Below are 18415 nucleotides of genomic sequence, written 5' to 3' on the forward strand. Positions count from 1 at the left end.
ACGGCTTCGCTTTGTCTGGCGGTTAAACTGGGCTAATAGATCATGAATGCCTCCCCAGCCGGAAACCGTCATGTCCGATACCAGTCTGCCTCTTTCGCGCGCCTCGATGCTTGGCCGGGTCGCGGGACCGTTCTGGTTGCTGATCGCGACCGCGGCGGCGCTCATCTATTTCCATGAAGGGTTCAATGCGCTTCTGGCGGCCTGGTCGACGCCCGAATACAGCCACGGCCCGGTCATTCCGCTGCTCTCGGCCTTCATGTTCCTGCAGGAGCTGAAATACGCGCCGATCCGCACCGGCCCGGTCAACCGCTGGCCGGGGATCGCGCTGCTGGTGTTTGCGATGGCGCTCGGCGCGCTTGGCAAGTTTTCCCAGATCGACGACGTGGTCGCCTATGCGATCATCCTCTGGGTGGGGTCGATGCTGCTGATTTCCTTCGGCTGGAACCAGGGCAGGCTTTTCTGGGTGCCGGTGCTGCATCTGGTCTACATGCTGCCGCTGCCGGGGGTGGTCTATTACAAGCTCTCGACCTTCCTGCAGGGCGTGTCGTCCGAACTCGGCGTCTGGTTCCTGCATCTGCTGAACGTGCCGGTCTTCCTTGACGGCAATATCATCGACCTCGGCGTGCTGAAGATGCATGTGGCCGAGGCCTGTTCGGGGCTGCGCTACCTGTTCCCGATCATGTCGTTTTCCTACGTGTTTTCGGTGCTCTACCGGGGGCCGTGGTGGCACAAGGCGGTGCTGCTGCTGGCCGCCGCGCCGATCACCGTGCTGATGAATTCGGTGCGGATCGCGATCGCCGGCTGGCTGGTGCAATATCTGGGTGAAAGCCACCTTGAGGGGTTCCAGCATTTCTTCGAGGGCTGGGTGATCTTCATGGCCTCGGTCATCCTCCTGTTCGGCCTCGCCTGGGTGATGCTGAAGCTGCAGGACAGCACCATGTCCCTGCCCGAGGCGCTGAACCTCGATTTTTCGGGGCTCTGGCCGCAGTTCAAGCGGCTCGGTCTGGTCGAGCCGTCGAAGGGCATGATCGGCGCGGCGCTGATCCTGCTCGCCGCCGCCGCCGCTTGGGAACTGCGCCCGGTGCCGGAGCCGGTCGCGATCAACCGCGAGCCTTTCGCGCTGTATCCCCGGACGCTGGGTGAATGGCAGTCGCGGCCGATGGAACGGCTGAGCGATGCGGTGTCGCGGACGCTCGGCGCCGACGATTATTACGGTGCGAGCTTTTCCCGCAGCCCGAACGAACCCTCGGTCGAGTTCTTCTCGGCCTTCTACAAGGACCAGACCAAGGGCGGCACCCATTCGCCCGAGATCTGCCTGCCGAGCGCGGGCTGGGAAATCGCCCGTCTGGACCGGGTCGATGTGGGTCCCGAGCTGGGGCTGGGCGAACCCTACCGCCTGAACCGCGCGATCATCCAGAAGGGCGAGGCCAAGATGCTGGTCTACTACTGGTTCGAGCAGCACGGCCGCCATGTTGCCTGGGATTTCGAGGCGAAGCTGATGCTGCTGTGGGACGGCTTCACCATCCAGCGCACCGATGGCGCGCTGGTGCGCCTGACCACGGTGATCCTGCCCGGCGAGAACGAGGATCATGCCGAGGCGCGGTTGCAGGACATGTTCCTGAAGACCATCGCGGTGTTGCCGCAGTTCGTGCCGGGACGGTGAGGGATGCCTCAGAGGGACATCAGTATCTGCCCCAGCTGTGATCCCCAGGACTGCGACCGGTTATAGAACCGGTCGCACACCGCCCGCGCATTGAGCAGCAGGTCCTGATAGGCACGGTTGTCGGACAGGAGATTCTCCAAAGCCCTGTGCAAGGCGGAGACGTCGTCGGCCTCGAATGCGACGCATCCCTTTCCCAGAATATCCGCGACGGGGACAACCGTGCTCAACAGGGTCGGCAATCCATGCGCGGCAGCCTCGACGCCGACCATTGCCAGACCTTCGTTGAAAGCGGTCGTTGTCGGACAGATGATGAGATCCGACTGCGCGATCTGGCGGTGCACTCCCTCGGCGTCGAGCTTTCCGGGAAACCGGATGTCCGGGAGCGGATTCTGATCGATGCGGCGTTGCAGTTCTGCATCCGCCGACCCGGTCCCCGCAAAGGTCAGCGTCAGGTCGGGAAATTTTGGTTTCAGGGATGAGAAGACGTCAAGCAGCATGAAAATGCCCTTGTTCGCTTCGATCCGCCCCAGATACAGGAGATTGCGGGCCTTTTGCCGCTCTTCTGTCGGATAGTGGTTCAGAAGCTGTGGGCATTGCACCAGACCGGTAATGCGCCCCCCGGTCACCTCGCGGATCTGGCGCATGCATTCCTCGGAGGTGCATACGGCCGCATCGAGCGCCCTGGCATGACGTTCGAGGAGAGCCAGCCGGGCGCGGGCCTTGAGCCCTGTCGGCTTGCGCCCCATCGGCCAGAAGCTGTTGTGGGCCGTCAGGATCAGTTTGCGATCAGCCCGCACCCGGGGCCAGCCGCGAGGCAGCATGTCGCTGGACGCGAGGACGACATGCGGCTGGAAACGGTCGAGTTCCCGGCACATCGCATCGATGTAGGCGTTTTCATTCCGGTGATAGCTGATCCGTCCCTGACCGCGTTGCCGCGCGACGTGGACAAAGCGGAGCCATGGTTCCGTTTCGCCGGATGCGGTCGTATGCACCACCGGCGAGATGATCTCGACCTGAGCGCCGAGACGATACATCAGTTCATAGAACATCGCCGAATAGCTGATGACCGGAACACGGGGATCCTGCACGCCGGTTTGCCAGTGCCGGTATGTCCCCAGAACATCTCCCGGCCCCGGCAGGTAGGATACTTTCAGCGGAATCTCTGGGGAAATACCAAGCGCTTCATGAACGCGATTGCGTGCATCTGCCGGCAGAGTCAGAACATCGGTGCGCTTTGTTTCGTTCACTTCGTTCATATGTTGCACGACTCCGGCAAAGGCTATGGGGATGATTATCCCTTTTCTTTCAGATAGATCGCAAAGATCCGAGGCCCGTCGATCAGGTAGCGTTTCCACAGCCGGCCGGGCTGGCTGAGCAGACGGTAGAGCCATTCGGTGCTGGTCTTGCGGAATATCTCGGGTGCGCGTTTCTGCTGGCCGGTGAGGAAGTCGATGCTGGCGCCGGCGCAGATCGCGGTGCCGCGGGCGTGGCCGCGCGCCTTCAGGTCGCGGGCGAAGATCTCCTGCTTCGGGAAGGAGATGCACAGCAATGTCAGATCGGCCTGCACGGCCTCGGTCGCCTGCAGGGTGCGTTCCCACTCCGGGCTGCCGGGTTTCATGAAGGGGGCCTCGACCAGATGCAGGTCGTGGCCGGGGAATTTTTCCCGCAGCAGGCGGAAGCGTTCGGCATCGGGGCCGACCACGGCGATTTTCAGCGATCCTGAGCGCGGATCCTGCATCAGGTCGCGCACGAGATCGGCGCCCGGATAGCAGCCGAGTTCGAGCCCCCGCATCCGGCCGAGCTTTTCGAGGATGCGGCTGTCGCACATCTTCCAGTCGGCCGCGTCATAGACGGGGGCGAGATCGGGCTGTTTCGACAACTGCACCACATGGTCGACATTCGGCGTGACCAGATAGCGAAAACCGGTGGCGGGAGGCGGGGCCAGAAGTCTGTCGCGCCAGTGGGAAGGGGACGCGACGGTGAAATCCAGCGCGAGGAATTCGACGGTATCCGGCAAGGCAACCTCTGCTTGTCCGTAGTGTTCGCCGCATCATGTCACAGCCGCGCGGGCGGGTCGAGATGCCGCTTCCCTCGCGGCAGCTGCGTCCGGGGATGCGGAAACCGGTGCCGCAATAGCGTTTACGATTGATTAACCAATGCGGACATAGGGTTAACCGAAATGATCGATGTTTTCGGGTTTCGGGGGCAGGGGACATGAGCGGGCTGCATTGCGGCATTCCTTGCGAGGCGGCATGAAAAGCTTCGCCACCATAGAATCCCTGCGCGGCTGGATGGCCTGGTGGGTTGTCGTCACCCATGCGCTGCAACTTCTGGGCGCGGGGGCGGGGCATGGCCCCATCGACCTGCTGCCGCGGCCGCTGCTGAATCTGGCGATGTCGGGGGATGCGGGGGTGATGGTCTTCATCATCGTCAGCGGATTCGTCATCACCCATCTGCTGATCTCCCGGCGCGAAAGCTATCCGGACTATCTGCTGCGCCGGTTTCTGCGGATCGCGCCGGTCTATTTCGTCTGCCTGCTGATCGCGGTGCTGGTGATGGATCTGGCGCGGCTGGCCTATGCGGAAAGCCCCCTGCCGCTGCACCAATCCATGCGGATCGACCGTTTCGCGGCGGAAGAGGCGCATTTCACGACCCATCTGTTGCTGCATCTGAGCCTGTTGCACAGCGTCCTGCCCGACAGCTGGCTGCCCTATGCGGGCTCGGCGCTGCTGGCCCCGGCCTGGAGCCTGTCGCTCGAATGGCAGTTCTACCTGATTGCGCCGGTGCTGATCGCGGCGGCGATGCGGTCGCGGTGGACGGTTCTGGCGCTGGCGGCGGGGCTGGTGGTGGCGAAGGCGGGGCTGCATCTGTCGGTTCTGCACTGGCGCTACGAGGGGTTCTTTTTCCTTGCGGGCGATCTGTTCCTGATCGGCATCCTGTGCCGGCTGGCGCTGGAACGGATCCGCGCGGGGCAATCGGGGATGGGGCATCTGCTGCTGGCCGCGGTGCTGATGGCGCAGACCGACCTCAAGGCGGCGCTGATCTGGGCCCTGTTCTTCGCGCTGACGCTGCGCGAGGCGGGGTTCCTGCCGTCCGGCCCGCGATGGGTGGCGGCGGCGCATCGGATGCTGGCGCTGAACCCGGTGACGGGGGCGCTCGGCCGCTGGTCCTATTCGACCTATCTGATCCACATCCCGCTGTTTTCGCTGCTGGTCGGGCCCTATGTCGCGCAGGTGGGTGCGGCGGGCGTGTCGCAGATGGCGGTGGCGGGCATCCTGCTGGCCGGGATGCCGCTTTTGGTGGCGGTGTCGGCGCTGCTTTACCGCTTTGTCGAGCTGCCGCCGATCCGTCTGGGCAAATGGCTGATCGCCGCGCGTGGGCGGCGGGCGCCTGCCGCAGGTGTCGTTCCGGCGGAATAGGTCAGCGCTTCAGCTTCTTTTCCGCCGCCGAGATCAGCCGCAGGAACTTGTGCCAGGCCTCCATCTCGATCCGGTAGGGCGCGATCGTGCCGAGCCGTTTCGACAGCCGCAGGCTGGCGAAGCTGCGTCGCCGCACCACCCGGCGTATCCGGTAGGTCAGGCGGCGGAAGGCGCTGAGATCGTTCGAGGGCGTCACCCGCTTGCGCGGATGCCAGACCCCCGCGGCATCGTCGAGCCAGAGCCGGTAGGCCAGCCCCTCGCGCCGGTCGCGCAGCCCGCCCGCCTGCGATTTCGCGATGTCGTCGGCGGTCAGCGGATCGACCTGCACGGCCCCGCGCGCCGCGCCATCGGCGATCATCTGTTCGACCAGCGCGCTGCGCACGACGAAGACATTGGTGCCCTGATCGTCATTCGCATATTGCGGCAGCCAGGCATCGCCGAGCGCGACATCCGCCGTTTCACCCAGCACGTCGTCGCAGTAATCGCAGGCCTTGGCGCGCAGGAAGCCGCCGTCCCAGCTGCGCCCGGCCATTTCGGACATCGGCTTGACGATCTCGGTGTCGCGGTCGCGCGGCTTCACGGCAAAACCGTATTTCGTGGCATGCCGGCCGGGCAGCTTGCGGCGGAAATCCTCGGCGGCGATGTCGTCCGGGCGCACGCCCGCCTGCCAGGCGAGGCTTTCACCGAAGCCCGCGGCCTTCATATGTCCGCAGACCAGCGAAACGGCGAGCCGCATCTGCTGTTTCAGCGCCGGGTCCTGCAGCGCGATGTTGCGCGCCGCCTTGATGTAGCAGGGCACGCCGACAAGCGCGAAGCGCAGCCCCGATGCCACCACCTCGCGCAGGGCCTGATCGAAGGAGACGGAATAGTAGCGCGTCTTCGCACCCTTTTCGATCTCGTCCACCGAGCGGGAAATGGCATAGCGGAACAGGCCGCCGGTTTCGGGGGGCGTCGCATGGACATGGACGACGGCCTCTATATGGCCAAGGCGCATCGCCTCGGCCAGGATCCAGCTGGTGATGCCGCCCGAGCTGCTGTTCGCGCGAAATGCCGGGTCCGCCACATGGCCCGCCCAGGCAGAACGGAACCGCCCGATGCGGATGTCCTGGTGCGGCGCGTCGGGGAACAGGGCGTTCGCATGGGCATCCTCGTCCGGAGCCTCCGCCGAAAAGGGGCAGACCTGACCCGGCATCTGCGCGAGCGCCCCGGGATCGGTGATCACCGGCGCCATCATCCCGTCTGCGTTGCGCTCCATCCGGATGGCCTGCGGGGCGCGGAAGGCGCAGGCGCCGCAACCGATGCAACAGCCGTTCTTCAGAAGCGGGGCGATATCCTGGGCGAGGGAGGAGGGCATGTCATACCTTATGCTGCGGCGGCCGGGTCCGGGCCGGGACGTGCGGGCGAGTATATGGCCTGTTCAGTTCGGGGCAACCGCATCCATGAACAGGATACAATGCCCATCTTTCAACGTGTTGCCGCCTGCACCGCGGGAATCGACAGGAAGACCTGCGCCAGGTCCCGGTTCACGGCCGCAGTGAAATGCCCGTCCGGCACATAGGCGCGGGCATCCGTGGGCAGGGCGGTATCCTCGGTCGCGAGATAGGGGATCGCCCCGGCCTCGAGCGTCGGGCGCAGCAGGTCGCGCAGCGAGGGCACATCCGTCCCCTGCGACTGGATCAGCATGATGACCGGGATCTGCCCGTCCTCGCGGGTGATGCGGGCGACGTCCTCGACCATGCGGCGCAGCACCTCGGCCCAGGGCAGGGGGCCGTCCTCGGGATGGGCGACGATTTCGGCCTCGCGCGCGTCGATGGCATTCTTCGCCACGGCGCGGCGCACCAGCCGCGCGAAGGGCGAGGCGTCGAGCGCGGGCAGGGCAAAGGCCCCGGGCGTCCACAGCAGGTCCTGTGCCTGCATCTGCGCGGCGAAGGCCGCGGATTTCGCCGGATCGAGGAAATCCGCGAAGGAGCGGACTTCCGGGTCGATGCGTTCCAGCCCGCCCCCGGCATCGGGGCGGAAGATCGGATAGGTGAAGGGCGCGGGCTGTTCGAAGGCCCAGACCCGGTTCGAGAACGAGCCGAGCGCCGGCACGCTTTTCGACAGGATGCCGAACAGCACGACATCGCCGGGGCGCCGGTTCGCCCGGTCGTCAAGAAAGGCGGCATAGACGAAATTCGGCGAGGCACCGGGACCGGCGATGGTCGAGGCGCGCAACGCCGGTTCGGCCGCCTGCGCCGCCGCGACCATCTGGTTGCTGAAGGACATGCCGTAATTGCGCACGACGGGGCCGGTATCCGGGGGCTCGGCGATGAAGCGGTCATGCGCGGTGGCGATCGCCTCGGGCAGCCAGGCGACGTTCAGCAGGTTGCCCGAGACGTTCGGGTTGGCCTCCCATTGCGCGAGCTTGCCGGGGACGGAGCGGCCGTAGTCGAAGAAGCTCCGCAGCGATCCCGGCGCCTTCGTCAGCGCGGCCGCGACCAGCACATCCAGCACGACAAGCGCCGCGAGGGTTGCCAGAACGATCTTTATCTGTCGCATCATCGGCCGGCCCCTCAGAATTTCGCGTAGATGAAGGCCGAAGAGGCGGTATTCGCCCCGAAGGCCAGCAGGTAGATCATCGCGGCCCAGATGAAGGCGCGCACCGGCAGCGGCCAGCGCATGTAGAACCGCTGGTCGTTCGCCCGCTCGGCGCCAAGATCCCACAGGAACAGGAACAGCACGCCGCACATCGCGGGCAGCGCCGGGGGCGAGATCAGCCCCGCCGAGTGCAGCGGCTGGGTGAAGATCTTCGCCGTGAACCCGGCGATCTGGGGGAATGAGGTGGCGCGGAACAGCAGCCAGCCATAGGCCGTCACCTGGAAGAACAGCGCGATCACCACGATATGTTTCACAAGGCCCGCGATGCCGCCGCCGATCGGCTGGCCGGGCTTGCGCCCCCTGAGGCCGAGCCAGCGCTGGATCACCTGCACCGCCCCCTGAAAGGCGCCCCAGGCGACATAGTTCCAGGCCGCGCCGTGCCACAGCCCGCCAAGCAGCATGGTGACCATCAGGTTGCGGTCGGTTGCCGCCGGGCCGCCGCGGCTGCCGCCGAGCGGGATGTAAAGATAGTCGCGCAGCCAGGTCGACAGGCTGATATGCCAGCGGCGCCAGAATTCCTGCGGGCTGGTGGCGAAATAGGGTTGCAGGAAGTTGTATTTCAGATCGAACCCCAGCATCCGCGCCACGCCCCGGGCGATGTCGGTATAGCCCGAGAAATCGCAGTAGATCTGGATCGCGAAGAGCCAGGTGGCGAAGATCACATCCGCCCCGCCCACGACCGAAGGGTCGGGCGCGTCGAAGACCGCCGAGACGCTGGGGGCGAGGGCGTCGGCGATGACCATCTTCTTGATCAGCCCGAGCAGGCACAGCACCGCACCGCGGCCGATGTCGTCCCACAGGATCGGGCGCGGCGCGCGGATCTGCGGCAATAGGTCGCCCGCGCGCTGGATCGGGCCGGCGACGATGGTCGGGAAGAAGGCGGCGAACAGGGCGAAGGCGCCGAAATCACGCTCGGCCGGCAGGGCGCGGCGGTAGACGTCGATCGTGTAGCCCACCGTCTGGAAGGTGTAGAAAGAGATGCCGAGCGGCAGAAGCAGCCGGATCGCCCAGTCGTCCGCGGTGGGCAGGCCGGCGATCGTCATCAGCGCGGCGAAGGAATCCACGAAGAAATCCAGGTATTTGAACAGCCCGAGCAGGCCGATGCTGAACACCAGCGACAGCACCAGCCAGCGCCGCCGCGCGGGGCCTTCGCTGGATTCGATCCGCAGCGCGATGAGCCAGACCACCACCGTCGACAGGATCAGCAGGCCGAGGAACCGCCAGTCCCAGGCCCCGTAGAACAGCCAGCTTGCGCCAAGCAGCATCAGGCTGCGCGCGCGCCCTCCGAGCAGGCGGGGCAGGGCGACGGCCAGACCGAGAACGGGCAGGAAGAACGCCCAGAAACCGAGTTGCGTGAAAAGCATGAATGTCCCTCAGCCGGTATCCGGTCGCGGCGGATGTGTTTTGTTGCCATGCAAACCAGAAATGCCGCAAGGCAGCAAGGCGCCATTTCGATGTGGGGCGCCGCCGGGAAGCGGGATCTTGGGCAAGACGGCTGTGTCCGGGGGGCGCCGCAATAGTGCCGCAAAAGTCGGCAATTCTCCCAAAAGGATGGCATATGCGCAAACCCATGCCGACGGCGAGGTATACGCATGCATGATACGGAATATGTCGTGCAAGGATGTCAGAGCCGATTCGGGAAAGATGGTCAGGATATCGCGATGCCGGGTGCCGCGACGCGGAAGAACCAGATTGAATGGATCAATTCGATCAAGGGCGCCTGCATGGTCCTTGTCGTTTTCCTGCATGTCTCGCTTTGGGCGGATACGGCCTTCGGCCCCTCGACATGGAAGTCGGTCAGCCTGTTTCTCATCCCGTTCCGGATCCCGGTCTTTTTCGTGGTCTCGGGCATTCTGGCCGCGGGTTCGGTCATGCACAACCGTCCGAAGGCCATGCGCCGGGCGCTGAACATCTATTTCGTCTATCTGGTCTGGACGACGGTGGTCACGCTCCGGCTGCATGCCACGCCCGACCCGTCGGATGATCCGAACCTGATCGCCTATTTCACCAATGCCCTTGTGCCGGGGCATTACTGGTATCTCTGGGCGCTGCCGGTCTATTATGGGGCAAGCATGATCATGCGGCGGATCCACGGGAACATGTGGCTGTGGCTGCCGGTGGCCTTCGGGCTGTATGTCTTCGCCGCGCCGCTTGCGGATTTCATGGCCGGCGTCTTCTCGCAGCCCGCGGAAGTGCCGTATTGGGCCAAGACGATCTCCTGTTTCTGGTGGTTCTTTCTGGGGCTGTGCGCTGCGGGATCGCTGGTCGCCTTCGGTGGCGGCACGATCGGGCGCCCGGCGCTGCAATGGCTGAACCGGCCCCCGGGCCGGGCCGCCCTTGCGCTTTTCGCCGTGGCGGGGATCGCCGTGCTGTCGGTCTATCGGGTGGATCTGGCGGGGATGCGCGAGATGGCGGTCACCTTCTGCTATATCGCGATCGCCTTCACGGCTTTCCCCGCGCTGGCGGGCACCGGACCCGAAAGGGTTCTGGCGATGATCGGGCGGAACACCCTGCCGGTGTATATCTTCCACAAGCTCATCCTGATCGTGATCATGGCAGCGGAGAGCCGTATCCGCCTGCCGGCCACGGTTTCCTCCATACCTGTCGATGTGATCGTGACCGTGCTTGCCGTGGCGCTGATCGTCCTGTCGATCGGGATAGGGAGGCTGGTCAAGGCCTCGCCTTTCGCCTTTCTGCTCAACGGGATATTTCAGCCGCGCGGCAGTTCGTCCAAGACCGTATCGGCCTAGCGGCCTCTTTCGTGGCGGCTTTCGGGGTTTGTGATCCGAGGCCGCGCGGAGGCCCGCGGCAATCGGCGCCCCTTTTCCGTTATCCGGCCTTTCTGCAGCATCAGCGGCACCGAAACCGGATGGGCCGCAAAGCGAACGATGCCGGGCCAGAACCGGAACCCTGACGGATCGCCAGCCGCACTCCGGCATTTGTCCGGGGGGTCCTGTTCCGGGGAACCCATCGCGCAATACCGGGTGATGGGCTGGGAACAGGCCGGATGTGGCTGGCTCCGGAGGCGGCATCTGCCTGTCCGCCTGTCGGGCCGGATGATATGGCCTCTGCGGCTGAGATTCGGGTTGACCGATTGCCCCCGGGCATGGTCGACTTGTTCACGTATTTGACCCCCCACATTGATCAGCAGGCATGCAGACCCAGGCTGAAGACAGCGACCTCATAGAATTGATCTATGCCTCGTTGCTTGGCGAAAGCAGCTGGCAGGATTTCCTCGACCGCCTGACGCGGATGGCGCCGGGGTGCTGGTCGGTCCTTCACGCCAATGACCTTGCGAATGGCGAAGCCAGCGTGGGGTTGGTCAGCGGCCGCAGCGTCGGGGACGTCGCCGATTATGCGACCTATTACCACCACATCAGCCCCTGGGTGAAATATTGCCAGGCGGACCCGACCGGCGCAGCGAATGTGGTCGAAAGGAACGTGCCGGGCCATATGCTCGAACGGTCGGAATTCTACACGGATTTCCTGCGCCCGATCGAGACGCGCTCAGCGATCGGGATCGGCGTGGACCGCGAGGGGGAACGTTCGCTCATCGTTTCGCTGATGACGCCGAGGGCGGTCGAGGACGAATTGCTGCCGCTGGCGCAGCGGCTCAACCGCATCGCGCCGCATCTGATGCGGGCCGGGGAATTCTACCGCCGCACCAGTTTCGCCGCGCAGACCACCGAGCTGGGGGCCACCTTCTTCGACGCGCTGCACATGGGCATGGTGGTGGTGGGCAACGGCCGGCGGATCCGGACCTGTTCCGATCTGGCGCGGCGCATGTTCGGGCGCGATGTCGGGCTCGACCCGGCCGGGCGGCTGCGGCTGTCCGACCCGATGGCGCAATCCCTGCTGAGCGCCATGCTGACGCGCCGCTACGACGGGCCGGCGCATCAGCGCCTGATGGTGGGCGACATGCTCGTGACCCTGATCCGCATGGAAGGGGAGCGGGAGCGCAGCATCTTCGAGGGACCCGGCGTCTGCCTGACCATGGAGCCGATGACCGGCGCGGGGCGGTTCTTCGATCTCGATCAGTTCTCCCGCTCCTACGGCCTGACCGGGTCCGAGATCCGTGCCCTCACCGGCCTGATCGCCGGCAAGTCGATCGCGGACATCGCGCGCGAGGCCGGACGTTCCCGCGAAACGATCCGCACGCAGGTGAAGAGCCTCTATTCCAAGACCGGCGCCCGCGGCGAGGCGGATCTGCTGCGGCTGGTATCCGGAATGACCTGCTGAACGGTCGTTGTCGCCGGGATCATGGCCCCTCGCCGAGGCTTTCCCGCCCCGGTCCTTTCGGGCCGCATTGGCGCGCGACAGCAAGGCCCCCTCTCCGTGAAAGACCCTGGCCGCCCGGTCATGCAGGCCGGCTTCGGCGATCCCCGCTGCGGGGCAAAGGGCCTGTGCGGAACGTCCGGGATGCGCGCGCGGCAGCCCGGACGCAAGGCTCCGCTGCGCCCGACCGCCCGGCATCCCGCCCAGAACGCGGGACAAGGGCCGAAATGCGATCCCTTTTTTCATCTTTTCACCCCCCGGGGTGAATGCAGGCTGGACGGGCCCCGATAAGTTGAAACTCCCTCACCAGATTCACCGGAGATTTCAGCATGAAGAAGATTGCCGCAGCCATTGCCCTGACCTGCCTGCCTGCGCTTCCCTCCGTGGCGGCCCTGTCCATCGCCTTCCTGCCGGTTCAGGCGGCGCAAGCGGCGACGATCCAGGCTTCTCTATCTGCCACTACCGGCCTCGTGGAACACGCGACCCAAGAGATTGTTCGCATTCCCATTCATACAACAACCGACAGCCATCTGAGCATATCCGAACAAAGATATGCCACAGGAGCATGGGGATCCGGGTCGTTTTCGGCGAACATGTCCGCCAATACCACGACGGGCGAAATCAAGGCCGATCTTCGCCTCGACCGGACCGGAGCGCCGGGCGACGTGTCGCCGGGACCTGCTATCTCGGCAGGGCTTTCCATCGCAGAACAGTTCCTGCTGACGGGAACGGGCACTTTCACCGTCTATGCCCTGATCGATGCCTCATGGTCGTTCACCCATTCAGGCGCGTTCATATTTGAACTTCTCACCTATCGTACCGAGAACCACTACGATCAGGGACGTGATGATTTCATCTTCGATATCAACGGAACACCGGAGAGCGTCGCTTCCGGAGCGTACGACGCGTTCAGCAAGTCCGGTTCCGTGACGGATCATCTGCTTGTGGCGAGCGTCGACATCAGGAACGCCGACAATGCATTGCAATCTTTCATCTTTTCATTCGTCGCAGGTTTGGGCACGATGTCCACGGCCGCGTTTCTGGACGCGTCCCATACGGCATCCTTCATGTTCGCGACCACCGGCGATCTCACGGCCACGCCGGTAACGCCCGGTTTTCTGAGCAATCCCGCGATCCTTGACCCTCTCCCGGCGGTGCCGCTTCCGGCCGGGGCGCCGCTCATCCTTTCCGGTCTCGTCGCGCTCTTCGGTCTGCGCCGGATGAAGCGCCGGGCCGCGTGAATGCCCTTTCCCGGTGATGACGGCCCGGTTCTGTTCGCGGGAACCTCCCCGCGCTCTGACCCCCGCCGCGTCGACCGGGAAAGGCGTGGGGCGGCGTCGGCATCTGTCTGGTGAGGTCCGGACGCCGACGCCGCATGCCCGCCCCGTCCGTCATCTGGCCGCGCGCCAGCCCATCGGCAGTGCCGCGGGATCGAACGACCGGAGATTGCTTCATTCCCGGCCTTCCCTCCGACCCAAGCGCCCGCCGCTTTCACTGCGGACAATCCGCGACAGACCGAAAGCCCCACCCCATCTGTTCATCGGGTGAGCCTTCGGGACCAGCCACCCCATATTTTGGTCCAACCAGATCAGCAGAGAGCCACGTCGCTTCAGCGCTTCATTTATAACTCTTCCTTCACAGCAGCGGATGCATCCCCGCCCGCAACCAGTCAGCGAACCGGGGCTCGTCAACCGCGCCGGATGCCAGATCTTCCATCATGCGCACCCCTTCCGCCGGCATCGGGCGGAAGCCAAGGCCATTGAGCCGCAGGAACGTCAGGGCGGTCACGAAGGCCGTGCGCTTGTTGCCATCGACGAAAGCATGCGCCTTCGACAGGTCGAGGGCATAGGCCGCCGCAACCGATGCGCTATCCGCTTCCGTATAGGCGGCAAGGTTCATCGGCCGGGCGCATCCCATCTCGAGCAGGGCCATGTCCCGCAAGCCCGGCGCCCCGCCGTGCCGGGAAATCTGCCGGTCATGGATGATGACGATCGCGCGAAGAGGAACCCAGACCGGGGGTGTCACGCCAGAGCCTGAAGCAGATCGCGGTTCCCGTCCATGACCACCTCCGCCGCGGCCAGGGCATCGGCCAGCGTGGGATCATGCGCCAGGACCTTCTTCCGTCGTCTCCGCGCACCACGAAGAGGGTGTCGCCTTCCTTCGCATCAAGGATGGTCAGCATTTCCGCCGTCAGGGTCATGACGGCGATGTTCCCCACCTTGCGGATTCTCGTCTCGATCATGCGGCCCCCCATGAATACATCCGCATATACGCACGAAGCGGCGGAACAATGCCGGAGAAAACCTCAGGACGGATCGTTGGCCCGGCCGGGATCGGGGGGCTGGCAGTCTCCCTGCCGCGCCAGCGGCAGGGAGGAGGGGCGCAGGGCTCTTACGAGCGGCGGCGGCGCAGGCCGCGCAGACCGGCCAGGACAACCAGCCCCGAACCAAGCAGCGGCAGCCCCGCCGGAAGCGGCACGGCGGGAAGTTCGGCCATCGTGAAGGAGGCGTTGTCGATATAGCCGTCGTTGTTCGTGCCGCCGCCGATCCGGGTCGAGGAAATCACGAATTGCAGCGTCATCGTGTCCGTCGGCACGAGGCCGGAAACCGACTGGTAATATTTGCCGCCGGCGGTGATTTCCGTATCCCACCAGCCATCGTAGAGGGTCGAGGACATCAGCGTCGAGCTGGTGATCCGGTCGCCTTCCCCATCAAGGAAGAACACCGAAAGCGTGCCGCGATCCTGCTGGCTGTGCCAGCCGAACAGATCCGCCGACAGGGTATAGCTGAGGCCGGTATCCCACAGGCTGGCCAGATCCGTATCCGTCAGCGTGTAGTTCTGATAGATCATGTGGAAAGCGCCGGCCCCGGGGAAGAAGTAGGACCCCGTGTCGATCACCGGATCGTTGCTGCGGATCTGGTAGTTGCCGATCCAGCCGGTGGTGAAGTCGTCGAAAGTGCCGTTGACGATGAGGTTTTCGGTGGCCGCCGCGGCGGGCATCGCGGCCATGCCGAAGGCCAGCATCGCAAGGCCGCAGGGCAGAATGGATTTCAGCATCTGTGTGCTCCAGTCAGGGTATGCAGGGTGAAGGGACGCCCGGGTTCAGGGCGCCCGGTTTCGTTGGAAGGCTCAGGCAGCCCGGGCGCGACGCCGGCGCAGCAGCGCCAATGCGCCAAGGCCGGTGCACAGCAGCGGCAGGGCCGCCGGAACCGGAACCGCAGGCAGCGAGTCTTCGGCCATCAGGAACATCTGCGCCGCAGCGAAGCTGGTCGTGGCGCCGATCGCCGCGTCGACGAGGTCGGGATTGTCGGTGATGAAACCGTCGAGACCCCAGTCGAGGAAGCTCGCCATCAGGGATTCCGCCGCCTCCAGATCCGACGGACGGAAGGTCCAGCCGTAGACGGACAGTCCCAGATCATGCGCCGCCTCGATGAACGCTTGCGACAGTGAACCGTAGCTGATCGCGACGGTATCGGTATACTGGGCCATGTTCTGCAGCGAGATCAGATTGCTCACCGTCCAGGCGTAGCCATTCCAGCTGGCATCGCCCAGTTGCGCGATGCCGAGATCCATGCCGAGTTCGTCTTCCAGAAGGGCGTAGTCGAAGACATTGCCGAAATCGAACGACTGGATCATCGCCTTGTCGGCGGTGGTGTAGCCTTTCTCCTTCAGGGTCTCCATCACCGCGCGGTTGGTGTCCGCGTTGAACCCGTATTTGCCTTCAATGAGAATGCCGTATTCGGTGCCATTCGCCGCGTTGTAGGTGCTGATCAGATCAAGCTGTTCCGCGAAGGTGGGAACCTCATAGGCCTTGTCGCCCGACAGCAGGAAATCGTAGCCGGTGTTGATCTTCGTATCGACCGTCAGCTGCTTGATTTCCGCCAGGGTGAAATCCGCGACATTGTAGCCGCCATTGCGGCGTTCATAGAGGTTTTCGATGTTGGTGGTGCGATCCAGGGTGCCATCGTGCATCACCACGAGCACGCCGTCCTTGGTCATCTGCACATCGTTTTCGACATAGGGCGCGGCCATGTCCAGCGCCATCTCGGTGCTGGCAAGGGTATTCTCCGAAACATAGGCAGAGGCGCCGCGATGCGCGATGACGATGGGCGCATCGCCCGTCAGCGTATTGAAGACCGCCGCATCCGCGGTGGAAAGGGTCCCGGCGGCCGCGGCAAGAGCCGCAGCGCAGAGAAGCGTCGATTTCTGCATGAGTTCGTCCCTGATATGCTTAATCCAGCGGAAAAATTTCCACTGAAGCGGCGACTACGGCAGGAATGTGACGCATAAGTGACTGTAATGTTGAACTTATTATAAGAAACCATGTCAGCCCGTCGCCGCCATGACCCCCTTCGGCAGAGAACCTGGATCAGGTCACCCTTGCGGCCGCGGAAGCAGAAGAGCGCGCCGCCATGCGGATCACGACGCAATCCCCGAACCTTCAGCACGAGGCTGTTCCTCCCGCACCGCACGTCCGCGATGCCACCCGCGATCCAGACCTTCACCCCGACGGGAAAGGCAATCATCGCGGCAACATGAAAAGGGAACAGTGCGGCGGCCGGGATCATCATGCGCCGCCCATTCGTTAGCGTGATCTGGATCCCGGCGTCGTCCGTCTGTCGCTCCGGTTGCCCCCCTTCCACCCCAGCCTCTGGACTGGCCATCACCAACGGAGTGAAGCCGGCCGGCGCATCTGAGGCGCCAGGCGTTCCACGGCGTCGTGCGGTAGCACGCAGGCTCAGGCTTCGTATCAGATTATCGGGATGATGCAGATCCCGACCTGCTTGCGAAAGAAATGACCGCGAGTTTCATCACCAATCTGAATCGAGGCAGCTGTTTCGATTCAGGAAAGTCATTGGACCTGCCCCATTCCGGGATGCGAGACTCTCACTATGCAACAGGACGATCACAGATCATTTCACCTTCTGCGGATAGATACCGGATGCAATATGCGCCGTTTCTATGCCGCATCGGTTCAGCCGACGCTGTTCGGTGGCATATCGGTGATCCGCAACTGGGGCCGGATCGGCTCGTCCGGCCGGATGCGGATCGAAACCTTTGATGAGGCCGATCAGGCCGATGACGCTCTCGACAAGCTGATCCGGACAAAGCGGCGGCGCGGCTATCGCTCTGCGGAAGCCATGGCGGGAGGGCGATCCGATGTCGAACCGTCCTCCTGAATTGACCCGGAAACCTCGTATCTGGAAACACACGGGCCTGTTGCCTGTGATCGGATCAAGGGCCTTCGGGTTCCCCGATCTGGCTCTGGTCCCAGATCGATCGCGATCCTGGTTGCTCGTCTGGGGAATTGGCATTTGACGAGACTCTGGCCGCAGACGGGATGCCTGCCTTGAAGCCGCAGCTGGTGACATGCAGTGCAACCCGGAGCGGAACGCACCGTGGCGATCATCCGGCTTGAATGCCTGTCAGGCGAAGTTTTCCGCAATTTTTTCGCCATCTGAGCATGGGATCTCACCCAATTGGGTGAAGCGCGGGGGATCGTCGCCGTCTACACTGAGGCCGTTACCACTCATCGTTACCAGGGGGGGGCATGATGAGGGTATCTGTTGTATCGGCCATTGCCCCGCCAGCGGGAACCATATCTTGCCGCGGCTGTCTTCGGTGGCCGGGACGGGACGTGTTTGCGAGGGCGTCGGCAGCTTCGAACCTGGTAACACAAGAAAGGTATCGGGCGCGAGGCGGCGTCGATACGTCGAAATCATCGCCTCGCCCCATGCGCCCACATGGCGGCAGGATCGGGCGGCGCTGTGGAACGGGGGGCGAGGCCCGGAAGCATTTGCAGGTTGCCCGCAAAATCCGGGCCCTGCCCGTCGAGCCGGATCATGTGCAGGGCGTCCAACTGGTATAGACGTTCTGTCTGCGCGAGATGAACGGGATCGCCCCCGAGCAAGTCGATCATCAGGTTTCTCTGCACGCCCGGAGCCTTGATCCGCGTCGGCGCCATACTGCCTCATGACGAAGCAGAAGTAGATCAGAGCCATCACCCACCGCATCGGGATGCGGATCAGTTCACGCAGGGAATGCGTGCTCGGCTTCCTCTGCCCGGGCAATATGCGTGGGCGGCACGGCAGGCTGGCTTCTCCGGAAGCCGTGAGGCGAAACGGGCTCGCGGGACGGATCTGTGACGGTCGTCTCAGCATCCGTGCACCACGACCGCGGACCGGGAATCACGCCGAAGCCGAATTTTCTCTCCAGCACAATTCATATTGTAGAATCTGCATATACGTATATCAAGCCGCACTATATACAACATACGCGGCTTATAACGCATTCTTCTGGCGATCCTCATTGCTTACGATAAGATGCCATTATCGTGAGTAAGAAGAATACCGACGGCATCGCGGATCCGATGCCTTGATGGAACGCAGGAAACCGCAACCCTGGCCCCTTCAAGCTCCGG

At 64.1% G+C, this 18415-nt stretch carries 18 protein-coding genes; 6 read left to right on the forward strand and 12 right to left on the reverse strand.

Annotated elements, in window-relative coordinates; translation table 11 throughout:
* Positions 1 to 70: 70 nt before the first annotated feature.
* Positions 71 to 1663, forward strand: a complete 1593-nt coding sequence (gene xrtD, locus D2T30_RS17330; protein ID WP_128209915.1) for a VPLPA-CTERM-specific exosortase XrtD — start codon at positions 71 to 73, stop codon at positions 1661 to 1663.
* Positions 1664 to 1671: 8 nt separating this feature from the next.
* Here xrtD and D2T30_RS17335 read toward each other — a convergent pair whose 3' ends face one another.
* Positions 1672 to 2919, reverse strand: coding sequence for a glycosyltransferase family 4 protein (locus D2T30_RS17335; RefSeq protein WP_164884341.1), 1248 nt, complete (start codon positions 2917 to 2919; stop codon positions 1672 to 1674).
* A 35-nt stretch (positions 2920 to 2954) separates the two neighbouring features.
* Positions 2955 to 3680: a WecB/TagA/CpsF family glycosyltransferase gene (locus D2T30_RS17340; RefSeq protein WP_128209917.1), complete on the reverse strand. Its 726-nt coding sequence runs from the start codon at positions 3678 to 3680 to the stop codon at positions 2955 to 2957.
* Between the two features lie 235 nt (positions 3681 to 3915).
* Between D2T30_RS17340 and D2T30_RS17345 the strand changes: the two genes are divergently transcribed.
* The gene (locus D2T30_RS17345) at positions 3916 to 5082 is read left to right on the forward strand and encodes an acyltransferase family protein (protein ID WP_164884342.1); all 1167 of its coding nucleotides are present in this window, start codon (positions 3916 to 3918) and stop codon (positions 5080 to 5082) included.
* Position 5083: 1 nt separating this feature from the next.
* On the opposite strand, the gene D2T30_RS17350 is transcribed toward D2T30_RS17345, so the two are convergent.
* The 4 genes from D2T30_RS17350 to D2T30_RS23160 all read right to left on the reverse strand — a co-directional run bounded on the left by D2T30_RS17350 (position 5084) and on the right by D2T30_RS23160 (position 9467).
* Positions 5084 to 6337, reverse strand: a complete 1254-nt coding sequence (locus D2T30_RS17350) for a Coenzyme F420 hydrogenase/dehydrogenase, beta subunit C-terminal domain (RefSeq protein WP_164884343.1) — start codon at positions 6335 to 6337, stop codon at positions 5084 to 5086.
* Between the two features lie 209 nt (positions 6338 to 6546).
* Positions 6547 to 7623 (reverse strand): hypothetical protein, encoded by a 1077-nt coding sequence (locus tag D2T30_RS17355; RefSeq protein ID WP_128209920.1) that lies wholly within the window; start codon positions 7621 to 7623, stop codon positions 6547 to 6549.
* 11 nt (positions 7624 to 7634) lie between these two features.
* Entirely contained in the window at positions 7635 to 9083 is a 1449-nt protein-coding gene (locus D2T30_RS17360; protein WP_128209921.1) for an MBOAT family O-acyltransferase, read from the reverse strand.
* A 9-nt stretch (positions 9084 to 9092) separates the two neighbouring features.
* The gene (locus tag D2T30_RS23160; protein WP_164884344.1) at positions 9093 to 9467 is read right to left on the reverse strand and encodes a hypothetical protein; all 375 of its coding nucleotides are present in this window, start codon (positions 9465 to 9467) and stop codon (positions 9093 to 9095) included.
* Between D2T30_RS23160 and D2T30_RS17365 the strand changes: the two genes are divergently transcribed.
* From D2T30_RS17365 to D2T30_RS17375, 3 genes are all read left to right on the forward strand, one after another.
* A complete protein-coding gene (locus tag D2T30_RS17365; protein WP_164884345.1) occupies positions 9444 to 10469 on the forward strand; it encodes an acyltransferase family protein in 1026 nt (341 codons plus the stop codon). The genes D2T30_RS23160 and D2T30_RS17365 overlap by 24 nt on opposite strands.
* A gap of 403 nt (positions 10470 to 10872) precedes the next feature.
* Positions 10873 to 11958, forward strand: a complete 1086-nt coding sequence (locus tag D2T30_RS17370) for a helix-turn-helix transcriptional regulator (RefSeq protein ID WP_128209923.1) — start codon at positions 10873 to 10875, stop codon at positions 11956 to 11958.
* A 365-nt stretch (positions 11959 to 12323) separates the two neighbouring features.
* Positions 12324 to 13235 (forward strand): VPLPA-CTERM sorting domain-containing protein, encoded by a 912-nt coding sequence (locus tag D2T30_RS17375; protein WP_128209924.1) that lies wholly within the window; start codon positions 12324 to 12326, stop codon positions 13233 to 13235.
* A gap of 394 nt (positions 13236 to 13629) precedes the next feature.
* Here the strand turns inward: D2T30_RS17375 and D2T30_RS17385 are convergent, their stop codons facing one another.
* The 5 genes from D2T30_RS17385 to tnpB all read right to left on the reverse strand — a co-directional run bounded on the left by D2T30_RS17385 (position 13630) and on the right by tnpB (position 16658).
* On the reverse strand, positions 13630 to 14019 hold the full coding sequence (locus tag D2T30_RS17385) for a type II toxin-antitoxin system death-on-curing family toxin (protein ID WP_128209926.1): 390 nt from the start codon (positions 14017 to 14019) through the stop codon (positions 13630 to 13632).
* Positions 13970 to 14236 (reverse strand): AbrB/MazE/SpoVT family DNA-binding domain-containing protein, encoded by a 267-nt coding sequence (locus tag D2T30_RS17390; RefSeq protein ID WP_241651322.1) that lies wholly within the window; start codon positions 14234 to 14236, stop codon positions 13970 to 13972. The genes D2T30_RS17385 and D2T30_RS17390 overlap by 50 nt, the downstream gene beginning before the upstream one ends.
* Positions 14237 to 14385: 149 nt before the next feature.
* Complete coding sequence (locus tag D2T30_RS17395; protein ID WP_128209927.1) at positions 14386 to 15051, reverse strand: VPLPA-CTERM sorting domain-containing protein; 666 nt, start codon at positions 15049 to 15051, stop codon at positions 14386 to 14388.
* A 72-nt stretch (positions 15052 to 15123) separates the two neighbouring features.
* Positions 15124 to 16206: a glycerophosphodiester phosphodiesterase family protein gene (locus D2T30_RS17400; RefSeq protein WP_128209954.1), complete on the reverse strand. Its 1083-nt coding sequence runs from the start codon at positions 16204 to 16206 to the stop codon at positions 15124 to 15126.
* A complete protein-coding gene (gene tnpB, locus D2T30_RS24150; protein WP_394343118.1) occupies positions 16116 to 16658 on the reverse strand; it encodes an IS66 family insertion sequence element accessory protein TnpB in 543 nt (180 codons plus the stop codon). The genes D2T30_RS17400 and tnpB overlap by 91 nt, the downstream gene beginning before the upstream one ends.
* Before the next feature lie 228 nt (positions 16659 to 16886).
* Between tnpB and D2T30_RS17410 the strand changes: the two genes are divergently transcribed.
* Positions 16887 to 17174: a WGR domain-containing protein gene (locus D2T30_RS17410; RefSeq protein ID WP_128209929.1), complete on the forward strand. Its 288-nt coding sequence runs from the start codon at positions 16887 to 16889 to the stop codon at positions 17172 to 17174.
* 539 nt (positions 17175 to 17713) lie between these two features.
* Here D2T30_RS17410 and D2T30_RS17415 read toward each other — a convergent pair.
* Positions 17714 to 17959 (reverse strand): hypothetical protein, encoded by a 246-nt coding sequence (locus D2T30_RS17415; protein ID WP_128209930.1) that lies wholly within the window; start codon positions 17957 to 17959, stop codon positions 17714 to 17716.
* Positions 17960 to 18415 lie beyond the last annotated feature (456 nt).

Origin of the sequence: Paenirhodobacter populi, assembly GCF_004022215.1 — a bacterium.
Classification (GTDB): domain Bacteria; phylum Pseudomonadota; class Alphaproteobacteria; order Rhodobacterales; family Rhodobacteraceae; genus Rhodobacter; species Rhodobacter populi.

Coding starts and splice junctions, on each gene's coding strand:
- D2T30_RS17355 (WP_128209920.1), bottom strand. CDS start 7,623: ATGATGCGACAGATAAAGATCGTTCTGGCAACCCTCGCGGCGCTTGTC.
- D2T30_RS17350 (WP_164884343.1), bottom strand. CDS start 6,337: ATGGAGCGCAACGCAGACGGGATGATGGCGCCGGTGATCACCGATCCC.
- tnpB (WP_394343118.1), bottom strand. CDS start 16,658: ATGGCCAGTCCAGAGGCTGGGGTGGAAGGGGGGCAACCGGAGCGACAG.
- D2T30_RS17390 (WP_241651322.1), bottom strand. CDS start 14,236: ATGATCGAGACGAGAATCCGCAAGGTGGGGAACATCGCCGTCATGACC.
- D2T30_RS17395 (WP_128209927.1), bottom strand. CDS start 15,051: ATGCTGAAATCCATTCTGCCCTGCGGCCTTGCGATGCTGGCCTTCGGC.
- D2T30_RS17345 (WP_164884342.1), top strand. CDS start 3,916: ATGAAAAGCTTCGCCACCATAGAATCCCTGCGCGGCTGGATGGCCTGG.
- D2T30_RS17415 (WP_128209930.1), bottom strand. CDS start 17,959: ATGGCGCCGACGCGGATCAAGGCTCCGGGCGTGCAGAGAAACCTGATG.
- D2T30_RS17375 (WP_128209924.1), top strand. CDS start 12,324: ATGAAGAAGATTGCCGCAGCCATTGCCCTGACCTGCCTGCCTGCGCTT.
- D2T30_RS17360 (WP_128209921.1), bottom strand. CDS start 9,083: ATGCTTTTCACGCAACTCGGTTTCTGGGCGTTCTTCCTGCCCGTTCTC.
- D2T30_RS17370 (WP_128209923.1), top strand. CDS start 10,873: ATGCAGACCCAGGCTGAAGACAGCGACCTCATAGAATTGATCTATGCC.
- D2T30_RS17335 (WP_164884341.1), bottom strand. CDS start 2,919: ATGAACGAAGTGAACGAAACAAAGCGCACCGATGTTCTGACTCTGCCG.
- D2T30_RS23160 (WP_164884344.1), bottom strand. CDS start 9,467: ATGCAGGAAAACGACAAGGACCATGCAGGCGCCCTTGATCGAATTGAT.
- D2T30_RS17365 (WP_164884345.1), top strand. CDS start 9,444: ATGGTCCTTGTCGTTTTCCTGCATGTCTCGCTTTGGGCGGATACGGCC.
- D2T30_RS17410 (WP_128209929.1), top strand. CDS start 16,887: ATGCAACAGGACGATCACAGATCATTTCACCTTCTGCGGATAGATACC.
- D2T30_RS17400 (WP_128209954.1), bottom strand. CDS start 16,206: ATGCAGAAATCGACGCTTCTCTGCGCTGCGGCTCTTGCCGCGGCCGCC.
- xrtD (WP_128209915.1), top strand. CDS start 71: ATGTCCGATACCAGTCTGCCTCTTTCGCGCGCCTCGATGCTTGGCCGG.